Here is a 16,760-nt window from a genome sequence, read left to right on the forward strand (position 1 = left end):
CCCTTTGTTCCAGGCAGCCACTCAGGCAAATATTGGCTGTAATGCTTGCGGGGAATAGCAATATGATTTTAGGGAGATAACATGAATAAAAATTTGATCACTTTGGCTATCCTGGCGGGCAGCTCTTTGATGAGTTCGCCGGTGTTGGCTTTTGCCGATGCCGGACAAAAGGCCGAACAGGAAGTAAGTCGCACAGCAATAAATCAACAACCGATAGTTGAAAATAAGCTCGAGGATGAGAAAGTCGAAAAAATTACCATCACCGGCTCCCGCTTGCGCCGCGACAGTTTCAGCGTCGCCACCCCTTTGGTCACCATCAGCAGGGAAGCGATTGAAGATGCCGGTATCGGCTCGCTTTCGACTATTTTAGTGGAAGAAATTCCCGCATTGTCGGAAAGTTTAAGCAACACCAATACCCAGTCGAGTATCACAGGTACCGGGATCTCTACCGTCAACCTGCGTAACTTAGGCTCAGATCGCACCTTAACCCTGATTGACGGCCGGCGTGTGGTGTCCAATTCCTACAACGGTAACTATGTCAGTTTAAGTACCATACCGGCGGGCATGCTGGAAAAGGTGGAAGTGATCACCGGCGGTGCTTCGGCAACGTATGGCTCTGATGCCATTGCCGGTGTGGTCAATATTATCACCCAGCAAAATAAGGAAGGGCTGGAGTTTAAGGTACGTAGCGGCGAAACCCCGGAAGGCGGCGGTGAAGAGTTAACCCTGGATTTAAACTACGGCACTGACTTTAATGAGGGCCGGGGTTATTTCTATTTCAGTACTACCTATGACAAGCAGGGGGAAATTGCCTGGAATGAAAGGGACAGGGCGGCGATAGAAACCGACTTTGATTATGACGAAGATCTGATGTGTAACACCAATGGTACTGTAGACGGAGATCAGTGCGTACGGGATATCACCAAGGATGACTGGCGCGCCCGCTCCGACGGTTTGCCCGGCGGTGTTTTTGTTGAAGGCAGCGGTGGCATAGGCGGTTTTTGGTATAATAGCGACGGCCTGCAAAGTGACTGGAATGAAGAGCGTGACGGAGTCAATTATCGCCAATGGGATAAACTCAGGACACCGGAAGATACCTTTTCCACCGCTTTTAAGGTGAATTATGAGTTAACCGACGACATCACCGGCTTTTTTCAAATCCAGTACAGCAATAACCAGTCGGTCAACGTTAAAGCCCCGGAAGATGAATATGAAGGTTCCTTGGTGCTGGTGATAGATCCGGTTACCGGGGAAACCTCCCGGGTGAAAAGCAGCAAAATACCGTTAACCAACCCATATATCCCGGAAGAAATCCTGGCTGCGACTGACTCGGATATCAAATGGGATCGCCGCATGTATGAAGTGGGTAATGTCACCACAGACAACGAGCGTGAAACCATCCGTACCTGGGCCGGGTTGCAGGGGACTCTATTTGACGGTGACTGGGATTGGGATGTATCCGTGGGCTATGGCAATTTCCAGCAAGAGCAAAAACGCTTAAATGAAATTAATGTATTAAACCTGAAGCAGGCATTAGATGCCGAATACGCCGAAGACGGCACCACGATACAATGCGCCGATGTTGATGCCAGGGCGGCGGGTTGTGTGCCGGTGAACCTGTTTGGCGAAGGCTCGATCACAGAAGATGCGGCGGACTGGATCCGGGCTAATCCCACCATCAGCAAAGAAATCGAGCAGCTGAGTTTTATCGGTTATATCGCCGGTGATTTATTTACCCTGCCGGCCGGTCCCGTGCCTGTGGTGATCGGTGCCGAATACCGTAAAGACAAGCAAAGTATCGGTACCAGCTATGATCAGCAATATGGCGGTATTACCTTTAATATCGTGCCGGCATTCTCGGGGGAAATTGACGTTAAAGAAGTGTTTGTCGAGGCGGCTTTCCCGCTGCTGACGGATGCGCCGCTGGCCAAGTCGTTAACGGCGGAAACTTCCCTGCGCTTGGCGGATTATAGCCATGAAAATATCGACCTGATGTCGAGTTATAAACTGGGGCTGACCTGGGAGCCGGTAGAAGGTTATATGCTCAGAGCCAACTACGCCCGCGCACAACGGGCCCCGAATATTACCGAAGTCTTGTCCCCGGCGCGTGGCGACTATGACGATTACGTGGATATTTGTGAGGGGGTTACCGCCAATTCTACCGGTGCCGGTCACGATAACTGCCGTAAAGAGGTCAGCATTGCCGCCCTGATCAGCGAAGATCCGAATTTTGCTTTGGCCGATGAGAACAGCGGTTATTCCCCCAATGCCGGTAATGATCAGTTAAAAGAAGAAACCGGCGATACCTATACCTTTGGTATCTCCATGGCGCCTGGTTTTATCGACAACCTGCAGCTGGCAGTTGATTATTATGACATTACCGTAGACGGTGCGATTGAAGAAATCGATAACAATGAAATTATCAACCAGTGTTATAACTCTTCAAGGGAATGGGGCGAGTCAAACGAGTTCTGCAATCAAATTACCCGCGACAGCGACGGACAAATTGTTGAGGTGATGCAGCGCTTATATAACGTCGGCGAATTGTCCACCCGCGGCTATGATATCGCCCTGGCGTATCAATATGATCTTGAGGAGCTAGGCGTCCTGAAATTTAAAGCCGATATGACCCATGTGATCGAATATACCAAAACCTATCTGGGTAACGATGGTGAAGAAACCCTGAATTACAAAGGTGAACTAGAATCGGGTATTTTTGACGACAGTGCTTCTGCTTCTGTGAGCTGGAGCAATGATAACTGGCGCATCAGCTGGAGCACTAAGTATAAAAGTGCTATCGTCGACAGCCATGAGCGGGTTCAGGAGCACCAGGCGATGTTTGCGGCAAATGACGCAAACTGTGCTGCCGGACTGGACAATTGTGTCCTTGATCCGGAAACACCGGATTACCTGTATTACGGCTCTTATATCAAACATAACTTCTCTGCTTCTTATACCACACAGTGGCAGGACAGTGAGGTTCGCCTGTTTGCCGGCGTAAACAATGTCTTTGATAACAAGGGACCGTTTGTCGCCCGTGGTGGAAGCGTCGGGGAAACCGGTGTCGGTAACTTCGGCAGCAGCTATGGCGGCGGTGTCGGTCGTTTCCTTTACCTGGGTAGTGAAGTTAAATTCTAACCCGGTAAGCCTGCTCTTTTATCACGGCGATATGTTGCACCTGTAGGGCTGATATATCGCCGCCTTTGTGCTCGCTGACAAGTGGGCTTTATTTTTTACAACCGGATATAAACAATGATGTTTTCATTTATGCCGAAATTAGCCGTTAAGTTTTGCTTTAGCAGTTTAGCGTTCGCTTTTACCACCCAGGCTGATGCCGGGGAAGCATTGCCTTTGGTTGATGATGGTCCATATATCTCCATCGAGGGGGATAAGTTACAAGCGCAATGGTTTTGCCAAAGTAAGCTGCGCTCCAGTCATGTCGGGCTGGAGCAATTACCCCATCAGTTTCATTACTGTGATCGCAGCACGGCAGCTGTGGTCGAAAGTTTAGCGGTGCCCGGTGATGCCGTCAGCTACCGGGGAGATTTTAAAGTGGCCGCTCTCAGTGACTTCCACGGTCAGTATGATTTGGTGATCAAGTTATTAACCAATAACAAGATCATTGATGGTAATGGCGACTGGGCTTTTGGTAACGGGCATTTTGTTATCACAGGTGATGTTTTCGACCGCGGCGACAAGGTCACCGAGTTATTATGGTTTTTATATCATCTGGAAAATCAGGCAGAGCGTGCCGGCGGCAAGGTGCACTTATTGTTAGGCAATCATGAGGTGATGGTGTTAAACGGTGATTTGCGCTACCTGCATCCTAAATATGTGGAGACGGCCAAACTATTCGATACCCCGTTTGAACAGTTATTTGCACAAGATACTGTCCTGGGCAGCTGGTTACGCAGTAAATCTGTGCTGGTTAAAGTCAACGATATGTTATTTGCCCACGGCGGTTTCCATCCCGAGCTGGCGAAAGCAGCCAGAAGCCTGGAGGATATCAACCGGGTATTTAAACAAAACCTGGTGAAAAGCGAACTGCCGCAACCACGCCAGGGCTGGGGTAAGGAATTACATGGCGGCAAAGGCCCTATCTGGTATCGGGGATATTTTAAGGGCGAGGATAATGGTGCCAGCAGTGAAGAAATTGATTTGTTGTTAAAACATTTTGCCATCAAGCACCTGGTGGTCGGTCATACTTCTCAAAAACAGGTTGAAACCCGTTATCAGGGCCGGGTGATTGCCATAGACTCCAGCATTAAAAAGGGCCGCTATGGTGAGATTTTACTGATTGACGGCAAGCAAAAATGGCGCGGGACTTTAGCCGGTGAAAAGATAGCTTTGTAAGTTATTTGAGTACCTGAAAATACCCGCTTAATTTCTTATCCGAAAAGCGGGGGATAAGCCTGCCTGAAGGCAGAACCTTTATTTTCTTCTATGCTTTCAATGGCAAAAATCAAATAAAATAAAGGGCTTAACAATGTAATGTAAAGAAAGGTTATCAAGAAAATTTTCTGCAAATGTGGCAGCGAAACTATGATAGCAACAGGCTTGGTCCGCTGGATATTTCAGATATGGATACCGGCGGTATAGAATAATGCCGGTAAGCTGGCAATGAACATTTAAAGGTGTCAATCCTCCTGCCATAATTTACTATGTCTATCAGCATAAGCCGGACTGTGTCACCCCGGTTCGGCTTATAAGCCCTGGTTGTTTATCTTTGGCTGACAAGTGATGGTGTGGAAGCATGATGATGTCTGAAGTAAATCTGGCTGTCCCCTACCGGGAGTTACCCTTTAATAAGCAAGGGACGGATTACTTTGTCGGTGATATTCACGGCTGTTATGACTTGCTGCTCGAACAATTAAAACAGCTTAACTTCAGTGAGCATGATCGTTTGATCGCCATGGGGGATCTTATCGACCGCGGCCGGGATTCAGCCTTATGCCTGCAGCTGCTGGAACAGCCCTGGTTTTTTTCTGTGCTGGGCAACCATGAGCATATGTTCCTTCAGGCCTGTGAGGTGCATATCAAGGGGGCGGAACACTGCTATGATAGCGAGGCGATTCATTTCTGGTACCGGCATTGCCTTAATGGCGGTGATTGGCTCGGCCAGTGTACTGCGGATGAAATCCGGGCATTTAAAACCCTGATTGAGCAGCATTGTTCGCTGGCCTTATCGGTAGAAACCGGGGTTGCTAAACAAAAGCTTGGTGTGACTCATGCGGCGGTGCCGGATGACTGGCAAAAACTTAAAAATAATAATTACCTGCTCGCCAATTTGACAGCACTTTTATGGGATAGAAGGCAATTTCAAAATGACAGACCTAAAGCAAGTAAAAATATTGCTCTGACGGTGCATGGTCATAATGCCTGCCAGGCGGTTATTAAAAAAGCTAACCGAATTTATATCGATACCCGCCAGCGTTCAGGCCGGTTTACTATTTTGAGCTTACAGCAGCTGTTTGCATTATAACTTGTACCTTAGCCGGAGGGCTCTCGGGTGTTCATAAAACCGGCGATTATTAGAGTGATTATTCTGAATATAAAATTAGTTACATAAATAAAGGGGGGAATCAGCGCTAACGCTAGTAATATCAACGCATTTAGATTAAATTTGCCGCCCTATTTTATCCTTTAGAACAACAACAGTTTATAAGAGCGCCTTATGTTAGAAAATACTCTCCCCCAACTCGAACAAATTCTCGAAAAAAATAATGTTTTAAAAGCCCAGGTGAAAGAGCTTGAACAGCAGAAAAGTGATTTGATGGAAGAAAACGAAAGTCTGCAGCTTGAAGTGATGGAAAGCGAAGAAAAACAAAAACAAACCAGCAGCTCGCTGGAAAACCTGTTAGCTAAGTTGCAAAGTGTCCAAGAGGCGTCTTAATGCCGGCGGATAACTCCAGAGGGATCTGTGTTGAAATTATGGGTAAGCAACATCAGTTTGCCTGCCCGGCGGATCAGGAAGAAGGTTTAAAGCAGGCCGCGACTAACCTGGATGTTATGTTTAGGGATATCAAACAGCAATCGGGCATGGCCAGTAATGAGCGTGCTTTATTGGTCGCGGCCCTTAACTTAAGTCATCAGTTATTAACCGCCAACAATAAAATCGATGTTTGCCAGCAACGGCTAGGGGCCTTGGCCGCCTCTTTAAAAGCAGCCGCAAACGCTTAGTTTAATTTCCACTACCAAGCATTGCTTATTTATTGGTAGTGGAAATTAAAACAACACCTTAAATGCCATATCATAGCGCGCATCTAAAGCGTTATTTCACTCAAGATGCTTAACCTGAATTATTTTAGTTCCAATGCCTTTCATGTTGACTTGTAAGTATCTGTTTGCAAAACTGTATTTAAATTAACCTTCTGTTTTGCGCATTATTGTTTTCAAGGAAGAAAATCATGTCAGCAGCCGAAATAGTCGCCAATGAGCGATTAATTGAATCAATTAAAAATAACCATCAAATACTCTTCCTCCTTTCTGTGGGGCAGTTGATTAAATTATATGAAGAAACGACTTCAAAGGATGTCGTTAAAGCTACAAAAACAGGAGCTGGTTATGCCTCGGCAGTATTGGATATTAGTGTTTTGACTAAAATGTTGCGTGAGCTTGGTGTTACCGGCAGGGTCTTGCAGAAGAAGGTTGGTGAAAAAAGTTATGTGATCTTTAAGGGCTATCCAGGCTTGCGTAATACTTTTACCGGCCCCCGGTATTTGGCATCTAATGCTAAAGTTGTCGATATGGCAATAGGTAAGGCTGGGATTCAAAATTCACTACGTTCAGGAGCAAGGTTGACCATATTCCTAACCGTGCCATTGGTTGCACTTGAGCATATCCTCAAAGATAAATTTTTGCTCAGTAATTTGGTCGCAGATTTAGCTGTTTCCATGGTTAAAGTCGGTGTTGCGACAATTGTTTCGGCTGTCGCGGCTACTGCAATTGGTACTGTGACCACTGTTGCTGCGGCTCCCTTAGCGGTTGCTATTTTTGTCGGGCTGATTGTGGCCTGGGGGCTTGATAAGCTTGATGAGAAATTTGCGATAACCAAGCTGCTTGGAGAGGTATTACGAGAAATTGAGAATAATACTGTTGGTAAATTCGAGCGTGGTTTATGGGAGCTTGAACGGACATTACGCTGGCAAATTCTTCATGGAGAAAGCCCGGGAAAAGGCATTTTTTATCCATAATCATGAGGAGTATTCACCATGTATCGAAAGATTATCCGTTGCTGTTTCCTTGTCGGAATTATGGCTGGGCCAATAAATTTATCTGCAGAGGAGCAGGTATTAAATACCGTTGGCTGCATGATAGTAAATGACGGCTTTTTAAAAAATGAACCTGAATTATTAGCTGCCTCACCAGTTAGCTTGTCGATGGATACAAGCCAACTGGCCCAGATTTACCATCATAAAAATTTGACGGTTAGTATCGGTGCCGCAAGTGTTATTCAAGCTGCCATGAGGCAAGGGTGGATTAGTTCTTTCAAATTGGTCGTTATTCAGCCCGGGCACGATAGTATTAAGGTACAAAGTGCGCCAAGAAGCAATCCGGCGGCAGCAATGAATACTCATTTAGCCGTTAGTCGTGATGGAAAAACGGAAACCGGTGAATTGATTATTGAGTGTAATGCCCGTTAATCTGGCAAATACATATCGTAAAATGTACTCGTCTAAGTTTTTTATTTGCCTTTCGAGCGTGGTGATATTAGCCGTACTGGCTTTAATTGATTTGGCTGTGGTTAATACAATCGTCTCTGGTGTTATTTTGATATTAGCCGGGGGCTGTTATTGGCTGTGTTATTCTCTTTGGAGAAACCGTAAAGAAAGCTCCCGGCAGGCTGCTATGAAATTAAGTTCCAGGCTGGCAATGGCTTTGTTGTTGGCGCCGCTTTGTGCACTCTTTGTTTTTTTCTCTTACTATTTACTTCGTTATGAGGCTTTTGAGGTGATGTGCCGGTTTGGCTCATGTGCATTTGGGCCATATGGTTGGGTGGTAGCTTTGTTGTCTTCCGGGTGTGCTCTTTTATTTATTATTGTTTGTTACCTACTTGTTTTTCCTTTTAAATACTCAAGTAAAAACCAATAGCACTGACTTTATTTTACAATAAACTCAGTGCCGCCTGGGGCAGCTGATTGGCCTGGGATAAAACGCTGGTGCCGGCCTGTTGCAAAATTTGCTGTTTGGTCATTTGCGAGGTTTCAAAGGCGTAATCGGTATCCTGGATGCGGCCTCTGGATTCCGTGGTATTTTCTGCCATATTGGCGAGATTTTTGATGGTATGGTTGAAGCGGTTTTGAATCGCCCCCAGGGTTGCCCGGCTGCTATCTATCTGGGTTAATGCGGCATCTATCACTTCTACCGCGGATTGGGCGCCGGCGGCATCTGGCCCGGAAATATCCAGATTCTCTATGGCATTTAATGACGCGGTTCCGCCGCTATTGCCGGCAACTCCGGCTGCCCCCAATGCCAGGTAATGGTTAACGGCGCTGCCGGAAACGCTGATTTTGTCTGCTGAGGACAAGTGTAATTCCGAGCCTTGGTGCACGCCATTGACATGGCCTGACGCCGGGATGCTGGTGCCGTTTTTTTCCAGTTCAACGGTGGCGGAATTGGAGATGTTAATACCGTCGACGTCTTCGGCCACCAGTTCTATGGCGCCGGCACCGCCGTTAAGGTCGGGATCGTATACCGCAAAATAGCCGTTGCTGGTAAGATCTGCGGCGAGTTTTTCCATATCCCCCGCATAATCGGCGAGATCAAAGCTGTCGACAGCATCATAACTCGAGCCGTTATAACCTTTGACGAATTCCAGGGTGCCGGTATCGGCCGAGGTTAAATTCTGGATGCGGGTGGTTAATTGTGCACTGGCACCTATGCCCGGTACGGCATTGTTCAGGGTGTCGGCGATCACCGCGGCGGCATCGCCGGCGGCCAGGCTGACACTGGTGCCGTTGATATTCCAGTTATCACTGGTGAGGGGATCGTCTGTGCCCATCTCTCCCGCCAGCAGGAAACCTATGTTGGAGACGCCGGTATGCCTGGGTTCTCCGTTGACCTGGTAGGCGCCTATGGCATCGGAGGAAAAATCTTTTAAGGTGATATTTAAAGTTTCATTGGCATTGGCGCCGACCTGAAACCCCCGGGTGCCAAAGCTGCCGTCGAGTAGATTCATGTCGCCGAAATGAGTGCTTTCTGTGATCAGGGTCAGCTCCTGTTGCAGGCTGCTCATTTCCTGTTGCAGCGCATCACGGTCTTCAAGGTTGTTGATGCCGTTGGCGGCTTGCAGGGATAACTCGCGCATCCTTTGTAAAATGGCGGTGGATTCGACTAAGGCCCCTTCAGCGGTTTGCGCAATAGAGATACCGTCGCTGGCGTTTCGCTGAGCCAGGTTAAGGCCGTTGATTTGTGAAGTCAGGTTGCCGGAAATTTGAATGCCAGCAGCATCATCTTTGGCGCTGTTGATACGCATGCCGGAAGTTATGCGTTGCATAGACGTCGCCAGGCCCTGGGTCGATTTCGCCAGATTACGCTGTACATGTAGGGATTCAATATTACTGGTTACGACCAATGCCATAAAAATTTCCTTGCCACGGTTATTGCCATAAGCCTCCTTGTCGTGGCTATGCATTAACGTGATGACTTACTTAATAAAAACGCCCAAAGAAAATTCCGGCAATCTTTTGACGTTGTGATGCCTTTATGGCTTAAAGCATGAATGATGCCAGTAAGTCATTTTTTCCCGAACCGGGCTAAATTCCTGTGTTATTGGGGAGTTATCTGCCGGTGCTCTTATGGATTAAAAAGCACGGCATAAAAACTATGGGGTAAGGCGGCAAAGGCATGCCCGTAAACTGATCTGGCGGCAGTTTTTCGCCGTGAAAATGCGTGAATATCTTAGTTCATTAGCAGGTCGCAAAGACTCTGGCCCGGGGTTATCTGAGGCTCGCTTGAAGACTTGATAATTTTCCCGCTATCTATATCGATCTGATGCAAGGTTCCCCGGCTGGGATAATCGCTTACAGCCATCAAGATGTTATTGCACAGCGTCGGGGTAACCGAGCGCCAGGCAATATCTACCCGCCAGTTTTTTGTGATTGAATAACAGTGGCCCCGGGTATAATCGGCACTTGCTAAGGGAGTAGGGACGCAGGCGATCAAGGCTTTTTCGCTGGTGATGACCCTGGAGTTTGCACTGAGCGTCAGCGGATGCTCCCGCCAGTGGTTATCGGTTTTTATTTGGGTATGACCGGTTTCATCGAGCAGGTAGAGCTGTTTTTTATAGAAAAATAACTGCTCAACCGCCTGGGTCTGTGGCCACTCTATTTGCCGGTTGAGCTGCTTGTTGATAAATACCAGGTAAGGGTGGTTAATGTTTTTGCCGTCAACTTTAAAACCTGCGAGATAAAGTCCTTCCGGGGTATCAAAGGCATAATAGGCATTGTCTAAACCGGTGTTCACCTCAGCCAGAGGTGAAAATACCCTGCCGTCATAGCGCCATTGTAACTTGGATTTTTCCACAACGGCGCAGGCATTTAACCAGGAACAAAGCAATATCACGCCGGATTTACAGAGGTTTTTCAAGATATCTTTCATAATAGCTATGAATGGTAAAAGGTGTGCCGGGATTAAAAAAACCTTGTGAGAACAGCAGGTTTCTGTCTTTGGGGTGTAAATGGATACAGCCGTGCGAGTTTTTAAAAGTCACCGGCAGGTTCGCACTTACCTGGGCTTCATTTTCCGGTGTGGTATGAAAAAATTGTCCCGACAAGGTTTCGTCGCCGTCCAGTTGCTTATTGTTATTGCGATCTTCAAACCACATGATCACCACGGGACCAAAATCATTGAAGACCCAGGTCGGCGGCACGGTTCTTATTTGGTATAACTCAAAATGTAAGCGGATGATGTCTTTTCTTGATATGGCGTGATCTTTTTTAACCGAGGCCCAGGTTTGCGGCTTGATGCGGTACCAGACATCATTGATTGACGGTTTGTCCTGTAGCGGCGTGCCCCACTTGATGCCGGATAATTTCCAGCTCGGGGTCAGGTAAACCTTGGCTTTGGCAATAATATATTCCCCCGGCCAGGTAGGCTCTTCCGGCATACGCGGGTCGGTGCCGCCGGTTGACGGCCCGCTCCAGGCCTCATAGCGGCCAGCGACTTTTACTTGGTTGTTGCCGGTGATGTGTAAAGCGAGCAGTAATTTTTGCCCGGGGAAGAAATGCAATTCCACTTATATGCCTTAAGTCTGCAATTATTCTTCCCCATTAGTATTGATTATTTTGCCTTCAATACAAAGTTACCATGTGGTTATTTGAGCGGTTTGTCGCCCTGTTTGCTTCGCCTCCCAAAGATGGAAAAGCTCTTTAGGGGAGGCCCACTGAAAGTGGCCCTAATTAATCCCATAAGCCCTGATAAATGGCAACCATTTCATCAATTGAGGGCTCTACAGGATTATTGGCCGGTGAACCCGATGCAAGTGCTTGTTGCGCCATGGTTGTTGTCAGGGCAAAAAACTCTTCGCGCTTAATGCCAAACTGTTGTGGTGTCGGTACCGCCAGTTCCTGGTTTAAAGCCTTAAGCTCAGCCAATAATTTTTGGTTGGCATCTTGTGTTGTGTCTTTGGGGGCGGCAATGCCCATGGCGCAGGCACAGTCGGCATAACGTGCTGGTGCTCCGGGGATAGAAAAAGCGGTGACGGCAGGCAATAACATGGCATTTGATAATCCGTGCGGGACGTGGAAGAAAGCACCGATCGGACGGCTCATGCCATGAACCAAGGCAACCGAAGCATTGGAAAAAGCAATACCGGCAAGGGTTGCTCCCAGCATCATGGCTTCGCGCGCCTGGTGATCGTCTCCCTGGTGATAGCTGGTGCGCAGATTGGGCGCCAACAGTTTCATGGCGCTAATGGCCTGGCTGTCGCTGTAGGGACTGGCTTTTTTGCTGACATAGGCTTCGATGGCATGGGTGAGGGCATCAATGCCGGTATCGGCGGTAATACGCGGCGGTAAGCTTAACGTCAGTTTGTAATCGACTAACGCGGCAACCGGCATAAAACCAAGGCCAACGCACAGCATTTTTTCATCACTGCTCTCGTCTGTGATCACTGTAAAGCGCGTCACTTCAGAACCAGTGCCTGCGGTTGTCGGTACGGCAATCACAGGTAACCCCTGCTCGTTAACCTGGCGGGGGAAGCGGTAATCTTTCATTTCACCGCCGCATAGTGCCAGAATTGAGATAGCTTTGGCGCTGTCTATCGGGCTACCGCCGCCTAAGGCAATAATACAGTCATAGTTGCCGGCACGTGCCATGGCAACACCGTCCCGGATAGAGGCGACTGTAGGTTCAGGTACGGTTTGATCAAAGATATCACTTTGGATCCCCTGCGGTGTGAGCCTTTGTGTTATTGCTGCCACATAACCCAGTTCGACCATCATTTTGTCTGTCACAATCAAGGGGCGCTGACAGCCCAAACTTGCGAGTACATTTGATATTTCCAGTGAGGCATCTGCGCCGATTTGCATAATACGCGGCAAAATAATTTGTGATGACATGATAATCTTCCTTTTAAATGAAAAGTCGCCATCAACAATAATACGCAGAGCATTGTTGCTGGTTAAGTTCCAGGGCCTTGCCTGTCATTGGCTGCCGGGGATTTCAGCACATTATACTACAAGAAGTTTTGTGATTTATGTACTTGATTGATGGCGGTGGTATCCTCGGGATATGAATGGCCTGGCAAGCTCAGTTGGTGCAATGCTACCGGATTGCTATCTAAAGGGAAGGCGGGGCCTTCCCTTGGGACTATTATTTATATGCTTAAAAAGTATCACCCGGGATACGTACCCAGCCTTCCATTAATACCCGGGCGCTTCGACTCATGATGGCTTTGTTCACTGCCCATTCGCCGTTTTGCTCGCTAGCCTGGGCGCCTACTTTTAAGGTGCCTGAAGGGTGGCCAAAGCGTACCGAATCTCGTTCACCACCGCCTGCTGCCAGGTTCACTAAAGTGCCCGGGATGGCTGCAGCTGTGCCTATGGCAACGGCGGCGGTACCCATCATGGCATGATGTAATTTCCCCATAGACAAGGCGCGTACCTGTAAATCGATATCGTCTTTGCTAATTTGCTTGCCGCTGGAAGACTGGTAATCACTTGGTGGGGCAACAAAGGCGACTTTCGGGGTGTGCTGGCGTTTGGCGGCTTCATCAATATGGCCGATCAAACCCATCTTAACGGCGCCATAAGCACGGATGGTTTCAAAACGCGCCAGCGCCTGTTCATCGTTATTGATATCGTCCTGCAATTCGCTGCCGGTATAACCGATTTCATCGGCATTTAAGAAGATGGTCGGGATACCGGCATTGATCATGGTCGCCTTGAAGGTACCTATGCCGGGGACTTCCAGGTCATCTACCAGGTTGCCGGTCGGGAACATGGCGCCTTCGCCGTCGGCAGGATCGATAAATTCCACTTCGACTTCCGCCGCCGGGAAAGTGACGCCGTCCAGTTCGAAATCGCCGGTTTCCTGAACTTCACCGTTGGTCATAGGGACATGGGCGATAATGGTTTTCTTGATATTGGCCTGCCAGATATGCACTGTGGCGATACCGTTTTCAGGAATACGCTGTGCATCGACTAAACCGCTGCTGATAGCAAAAGAGCCTACCGCCGCGGTGAGGTTGCCGCAGTTACCGCTCCAGTCGACAAAAGGCTTGTCTATCGCCACCTGGCCGAAAAGGTAATCAACGTCATGATTGGCCTGACTGCTTTTCGATAAGATCACTGTTTTGCTGGTGCTTGAAGTGGCGCCGCCCATACCGTCGGTTTGTTTGCCGTAGGGGTCCGGGCTGCCAATCACTCTGAGTAAAATGGCGTCTCGTGCCGCACCGGGCACTTGTGCCGCTTGTGGCAGGTCTTCGAGATTAAAAAATACGCCTTTACTGGTACCGCCGCGCATATAAGTAGCGGGGATTTTTATTTGCGGGACATGGCTCATGGATGATATTCCTCGTCCTGTTGAATGGGTTTATTATAAAAGTGCCCGCTTTAACGGGCACTTTTATTATCGAAGCTGAACTTAAGTCAGCTTAAGCGTTTTCTGACTCCAGGAAGTCTTGGGCAAAGCGCTGCAGTACTCCGCCGGCCTCATAGATAGAAACTTCTTCAGCAGTATCGAGGCGGCATTTAACCGGCACTTCAACCGACTCACTGTTTTTACGGTTGATCACTAAGGTCAGCTCAGCCCCCGGAGTACGTTCACCGATAATATCGAAGGTTTCTGTGCCGTCGATGCCGTAGGTATTGCGGGTATCACCGGCTTTAAATTCTACCGGCAGAACGCCCATACCAATAAGGTTAGTACGGTGGATACGCTCGAAACCTTCGGCAACGATGACTTCAACACCCGCCAGACGTACGCCTTTGGCGGCCCAGTCGCGAGATGAGCCCTGGCCGTAGTCGGCACCGGCAACAATGATCAGCGGCTGCTTACGCTCCATATAGGTTTCAATGGCTTCCCACATACGGGAAACCGTGCCTTCAGGTTCGATACGGGCCAGTGAGCCCTGTTTGATCTCGCCGTTCTCCCGCACCATTTCGTTGAGCAATTTCGGGTTGGCGAAGGTGGCGCGCTGGGCGGTCAGGTGATCGCCGCGGTGGGTGGCGTAAGAGTTAAAGTCTTCTTCCGGCAGACCCATTTTATCCAGGTAGGCACCGGCGGCGCTGTTTAGCTGGATGGCATTGGACGGCGATAAGTGATCTGTGGTGATATTATCCCCTAAGACCGCCAGCGGACGCATGCCTTTCATGGTGCGTTCACCGGCTAATGCGCCTTCCCAGTAGGGCGGACGACGGATATAGGTACTTTGCGGGCGCCAGTTATAAAGCGGGTTGTTGTCTTCACCGTAATCAACGGTGAGATCAAACATAGGCTCGTAAACCTTGCGGAATTGATCCGGTTTTACGCTTTTGGCGATAACCGCATCAATTTCTTCATCGCTTGGCCAGATATCTTTTAAGGTGATGTCATTACCCTGAGCATCCTGGCCTAACACATCTTTTTCGATATCAAAGCGGATAGTACCGGCAATGGCATAGGCGACTACCAGAGGGGGAGACGCCAGGAAAGCCTGCTTGGCATGAGGATGTATACGACCGTCGAAGTTACGGTTACCGGACAGTACTGCCGTAGCGTATAGATCCCTGTCTAAGACTTCTTTTTGGATTTGAGGATCTAAGGCGCCGCTCATACCGTTACAGGTGGTACAGGCAAAACCGACAATACCAAAGCCCAGTTGTTCCATTTCAGGCAACAGGTTGGCTTCTTCCAAGTAAAGCTGGGCGGCTTTTGAACCCGGGGCAAAAGAAGTTTTTACCCAAGGCTTACGGATCAGACCTTTGGCATTGGCGTTGCGGGCCAATAAACCTGCAGCCACTACGTTTCTCGGGTTACTGGTGTTGGTACAGCTGGTGATGGCGGCAATGATCACCGCGCCGTCCGGCATCAGACCTTCTTCATTTTCTACCGTACCGGCAATGCCTTTGGCTGCCAGCTCTGAGGTAGGTACCCGGCGGTGCGGGTTGGAAGGTCCGGCGATGTTACGGCAAACCGTCGACAGGTCAAATTTCAGTACCCGCTCGTATTCGGCGTCTTTGAGGCCACCGCTCCAAAGGCCTGCTTCTTTGGCATAGGTTTCTACCAGTTTCACCTGCTCATCTTCACGGCCGGTAATTTTCAGGTAATCTATGGTTTGTTCGTCGATATAGAACATGGCGGCGGTGGCACCGTACTCCGGAGTCATATTGGAGATGGTTGCCCGGTCACCTAAGGATAAGTCTTTTACCCCTTCGCCGTAAAACTCCAGGTAGCTGGAAACGACTTTTTCGTTACGTAAGAATTCGGTGATTGCCAGGACAATATCTGTGGCGGTAATGCCTGGCTGGCGTTGCCCGGTGATCTCTACGCCGATAATATCAGGCAGGCGCATATAAGAGGCGCGGCCCAACATGACGCTTTCGGCTTCCAAACCGCCGACACCAACGGCGATGACACCTAAGGCATCAACATGCGGGGTATGGCTGTCGGTACCTACCAGGGTATCCGGGAAAGCAACGCCGTCACGGGCTTGTACTACCGGAGACATTTTCTCCAGGTTGATTTGGTGCAAGATACCGTTGCCCGGCGGGATGACATCAACGTTTTTAAAGGCGGTTTTGGTCCAGTTGATAAAGTCGAATCTGTCTTCGTTGCGGCGATCTTCGATGGCGCGGTTTTTCTCGAAGGCGTCTTTATCAAAACCCGGGTGCTCTACTGCCAGTGAGTGATCAACAATCAGCTGGGTGGGTACTACCGGATTCACTTTGGACGGATCACCGCCTTTTTCGGCGATGGCATCACGCAGACCGGCAAGATCTACTAATGCCGTTTGGCCGAGAATGTCATGACAGACGACACGGGCCGGGAACCAGGGAAAATCAAGATCCCTTTTACGTTCAATAATTTGTTTTAAGGAGTCGGTCAGGCTCGCCGGGTCGCAGCGGCGTACCAGGTTTTCTGCCAGTACCCGTGAGGTATACGGCAGTTTGTCATAACTGCCCGGCTGAATGGCTTCAACGGCGGCGCGGGTATCGAAATAATCGAGTTTAGTGCCGGCTAAGGGTTTGCGGTTGTTTGTATTCATAACATAATCCACAGAATATTAATGGAAAAGGGGAGCCGGTGTTGTGACTCCGTTCCCCTTTTCGTAATTATTG

14 protein-coding genes are annotated in these 16,760 nt (G+C 48.8%); 8 read left to right on the plus strand and 6 right to left on the minus strand.

Annotated features, from left to right (window positions below; translation table 11 throughout):
• The first annotated feature begins 81 nt into the window (after window positions 1–81).
• The 8 genes from QL234_RS30240 to QL234_RS30275 all read left to right on the plus strand — a co-directional run bounded on the left by QL234_RS30240 (window position 82) and on the right by QL234_RS30275 (window position 8,091).
• Complete coding sequence (locus QL234_RS30240) at window positions 82–3,138, plus strand: TonB-dependent receptor (protein WP_281561448.1); 3,057 nt, start codon at window positions 82–84, stop codon at window positions 3,136–3,138.
• Window positions 3,139–3,252: 114 nt separating this feature from the next.
• A complete protein-coding gene (locus tag QL234_RS30245; protein WP_281561449.1) occupies window positions 3,253–4,353 on the plus strand; it encodes a metallophosphoesterase in 1,101 nt (366 codons plus the stop codon).
• Between the two features lie 400 nt (window positions 4,354–4,753).
• Window positions 4,754–5,482: a metallophosphoesterase gene (locus QL234_RS30250; protein ID WP_281561450.1), complete on the plus strand. Its 729-nt coding sequence runs from the start codon at window positions 4,754–4,756 to the stop codon at window positions 5,480–5,482.
• A 192-nt stretch (window positions 5,483–5,674) separates the two neighbouring features.
• Window positions 5,675–5,893 (plus strand): DUF904 domain-containing protein, encoded by a 219-nt coding sequence (locus QL234_RS30255; RefSeq protein ID WP_281561451.1) that lies wholly within the window; start codon window positions 5,675–5,677, stop codon window positions 5,891–5,893.
• Entirely contained in the window at window positions 5,893–6,180 is a 288-nt protein-coding gene (locus tag QL234_RS30260) for a cell division protein ZapA (protein WP_281561452.1), read from the plus strand. The genes QL234_RS30255 and QL234_RS30260 overlap by 1 nt, the downstream gene beginning before the upstream one ends.
• A 227-nt stretch (window positions 6,181–6,407) precedes the next feature.
• Window positions 6,408–7,193 carry a hypothetical protein gene (locus tag QL234_RS30265; protein ID WP_281561453.1) on the plus strand — a complete coding sequence of 262 codons (786 nt, stop codon included), beginning with the start codon at window positions 6,408–6,410 and terminating at the stop codon, window positions 7,191–7,193.
• A gap of 18 nt (window positions 7,194–7,211) precedes the next feature.
• Window positions 7,212–7,643, plus strand: a complete 432-nt coding sequence (locus tag QL234_RS30270) for a hypothetical protein (RefSeq protein WP_281561454.1) — start codon at window positions 7,212–7,214, stop codon at window positions 7,641–7,643.
• The gene (locus tag QL234_RS30275) at window positions 7,633–8,091 is read left to right on the plus strand and encodes a hypothetical protein (RefSeq protein WP_281561455.1); all 459 of its coding nucleotides are present in this window, start codon (window positions 7,633–7,635) and stop codon (window positions 8,089–8,091) included. Before QL234_RS30270 ends, QL234_RS30275 begins: the two co-directional genes overlap by 11 nt.
• A gap of 13 nt (window positions 8,092–8,104) precedes the next feature.
• Here QL234_RS30275 and QL234_RS30280 read toward each other — a convergent pair whose 3' ends face one another.
• The 6 genes from QL234_RS30280 to acnD all read right to left on the minus strand — a co-directional run bounded on the left by QL234_RS30280 (window position 8,105) and on the right by acnD (window position 16,687).
• On the minus strand, window positions 8,105–9,580 hold the full coding sequence (locus QL234_RS30280) for a flagellin (protein ID WP_281561456.1): 1,476 nt from the start codon (window positions 9,578–9,580) through the stop codon (window positions 8,105–8,107).
• Window positions 9,581–9,900: 320 nt separating this feature from the next.
• Window positions 9,901–10,587 (minus strand): hypothetical protein, encoded by a 687-nt coding sequence (locus tag QL234_RS30285; RefSeq protein WP_281561457.1) that lies wholly within the window; start codon window positions 10,585–10,587, stop codon window positions 9,901–9,903.
• Window positions 10,571–11,236 carry a L,D-transpeptidase family protein gene (locus tag QL234_RS30290; protein ID WP_281561458.1) on the minus strand — a complete coding sequence of 222 codons (666 nt, stop codon included), beginning with the start codon at window positions 11,234–11,236 and terminating at the stop codon, window positions 10,571–10,573. The genes QL234_RS30285 and QL234_RS30290 overlap by 17 nt, the downstream gene beginning before the upstream one ends.
• 163 nt (window positions 11,237–11,399) lie before the next feature.
• Window positions 11,400–12,560, minus strand: coding sequence for an iron-containing alcohol dehydrogenase (locus QL234_RS30295; RefSeq protein ID WP_281561459.1), 1,161 nt, complete (start codon window positions 12,558–12,560; stop codon window positions 11,400–11,402).
• A 265-nt stretch (window positions 12,561–12,825) separates the two neighbouring features.
• Window positions 12,826–14,004: a 2-methylaconitate cis-trans isomerase PrpF gene (gene prpF, locus QL234_RS30300; RefSeq protein ID WP_281561460.1), complete on the minus strand. Its 1,179-nt coding sequence runs from the start codon at window positions 14,002–14,004 to the stop codon at window positions 12,826–12,828.
• Window positions 14,005–14,095: 91 nt separating this feature from the next.
• On the minus strand, window positions 14,096–16,687 hold the full coding sequence (gene acnD / locus QL234_RS30305) for a Fe/S-dependent 2-methylisocitrate dehydratase AcnD (protein ID WP_281561461.1): 2,592 nt from the start codon (window positions 16,685–16,687) through the stop codon (window positions 14,096–14,098).
• Window positions 16,688–16,760: the final 73 nt, after the last annotated feature.

This window comes from Thalassomonas sp. RHCl1, from assembly GCF_947387555.1.
Lineage (GTDB): Bacteria > Pseudomonadota > Gammaproteobacteria > Enterobacterales > Alteromonadaceae > Thalassomonas.

Excerpts from the sequence above, each read along its gene's own strand:
- QL234_RS30240 (WP_281561448.1), top strand. The coding sequence starts at position 82 with ATGAATAAAAATTTGATCACTTTGGCTATCCTGGCGGGCAGCTCTTTG.
- QL234_RS30245 (WP_281561449.1), top strand. The coding sequence starts at position 3,253 with ATGATGTTTTCATTTATGCCGAAATTAGCCGTTAAGTTTTGCTTTAGC.
- QL234_RS30250 (WP_281561450.1), top strand. The coding sequence starts at position 4,754 with ATGATGATGTCTGAAGTAAATCTGGCTGTCCCCTACCGGGAGTTACCC.
- QL234_RS30255 (WP_281561451.1), top strand. The coding sequence starts at position 5,675 with ATGTTAGAAAATACTCTCCCCCAACTCGAACAAATTCTCGAAAAAAAT.
- QL234_RS30260 (WP_281561452.1), top strand. The coding sequence starts at position 5,893 with ATGCCGGCGGATAACTCCAGAGGGATCTGTGTTGAAATTATGGGTAAG.
- QL234_RS30265 (WP_281561453.1), top strand. The coding sequence starts at position 6,408 with ATGTCAGCAGCCGAAATAGTCGCCAATGAGCGATTAATTGAATCAATT.
- QL234_RS30270 (WP_281561454.1), top strand. The coding sequence starts at position 7,212 with ATGTATCGAAAGATTATCCGTTGCTGTTTCCTTGTCGGAATTATGGCT.
- QL234_RS30275 (WP_281561455.1), top strand. The coding sequence starts at position 7,633 with ATGCCCGTTAATCTGGCAAATACATATCGTAAAATGTACTCGTCTAAG.
- QL234_RS30280 (WP_281561456.1), bottom strand. The coding sequence starts at position 9,580 with ATGGCATTGGTCGTAACCAGTAATATTGAATCCCTACATGTACAGCGT.
- QL234_RS30295 (WP_281561459.1), bottom strand. The coding sequence starts at position 12,560 with ATGTCATCACAAATTATTTTGCCGCGTATTATGCAAATCGGCGCAGAT.
- prpF (WP_281561460.1), bottom strand. The coding sequence starts at position 14,004 with ATGAGCCATGTCCCGCAAATAAAAATCCCCGCTACTTATATGCGCGGC.
- acnD (WP_281561461.1), bottom strand. The coding sequence starts at position 16,687 with ATGAATACAAACAACCGCAAACCCTTAGCCGGCACTAAACTCGATTAT.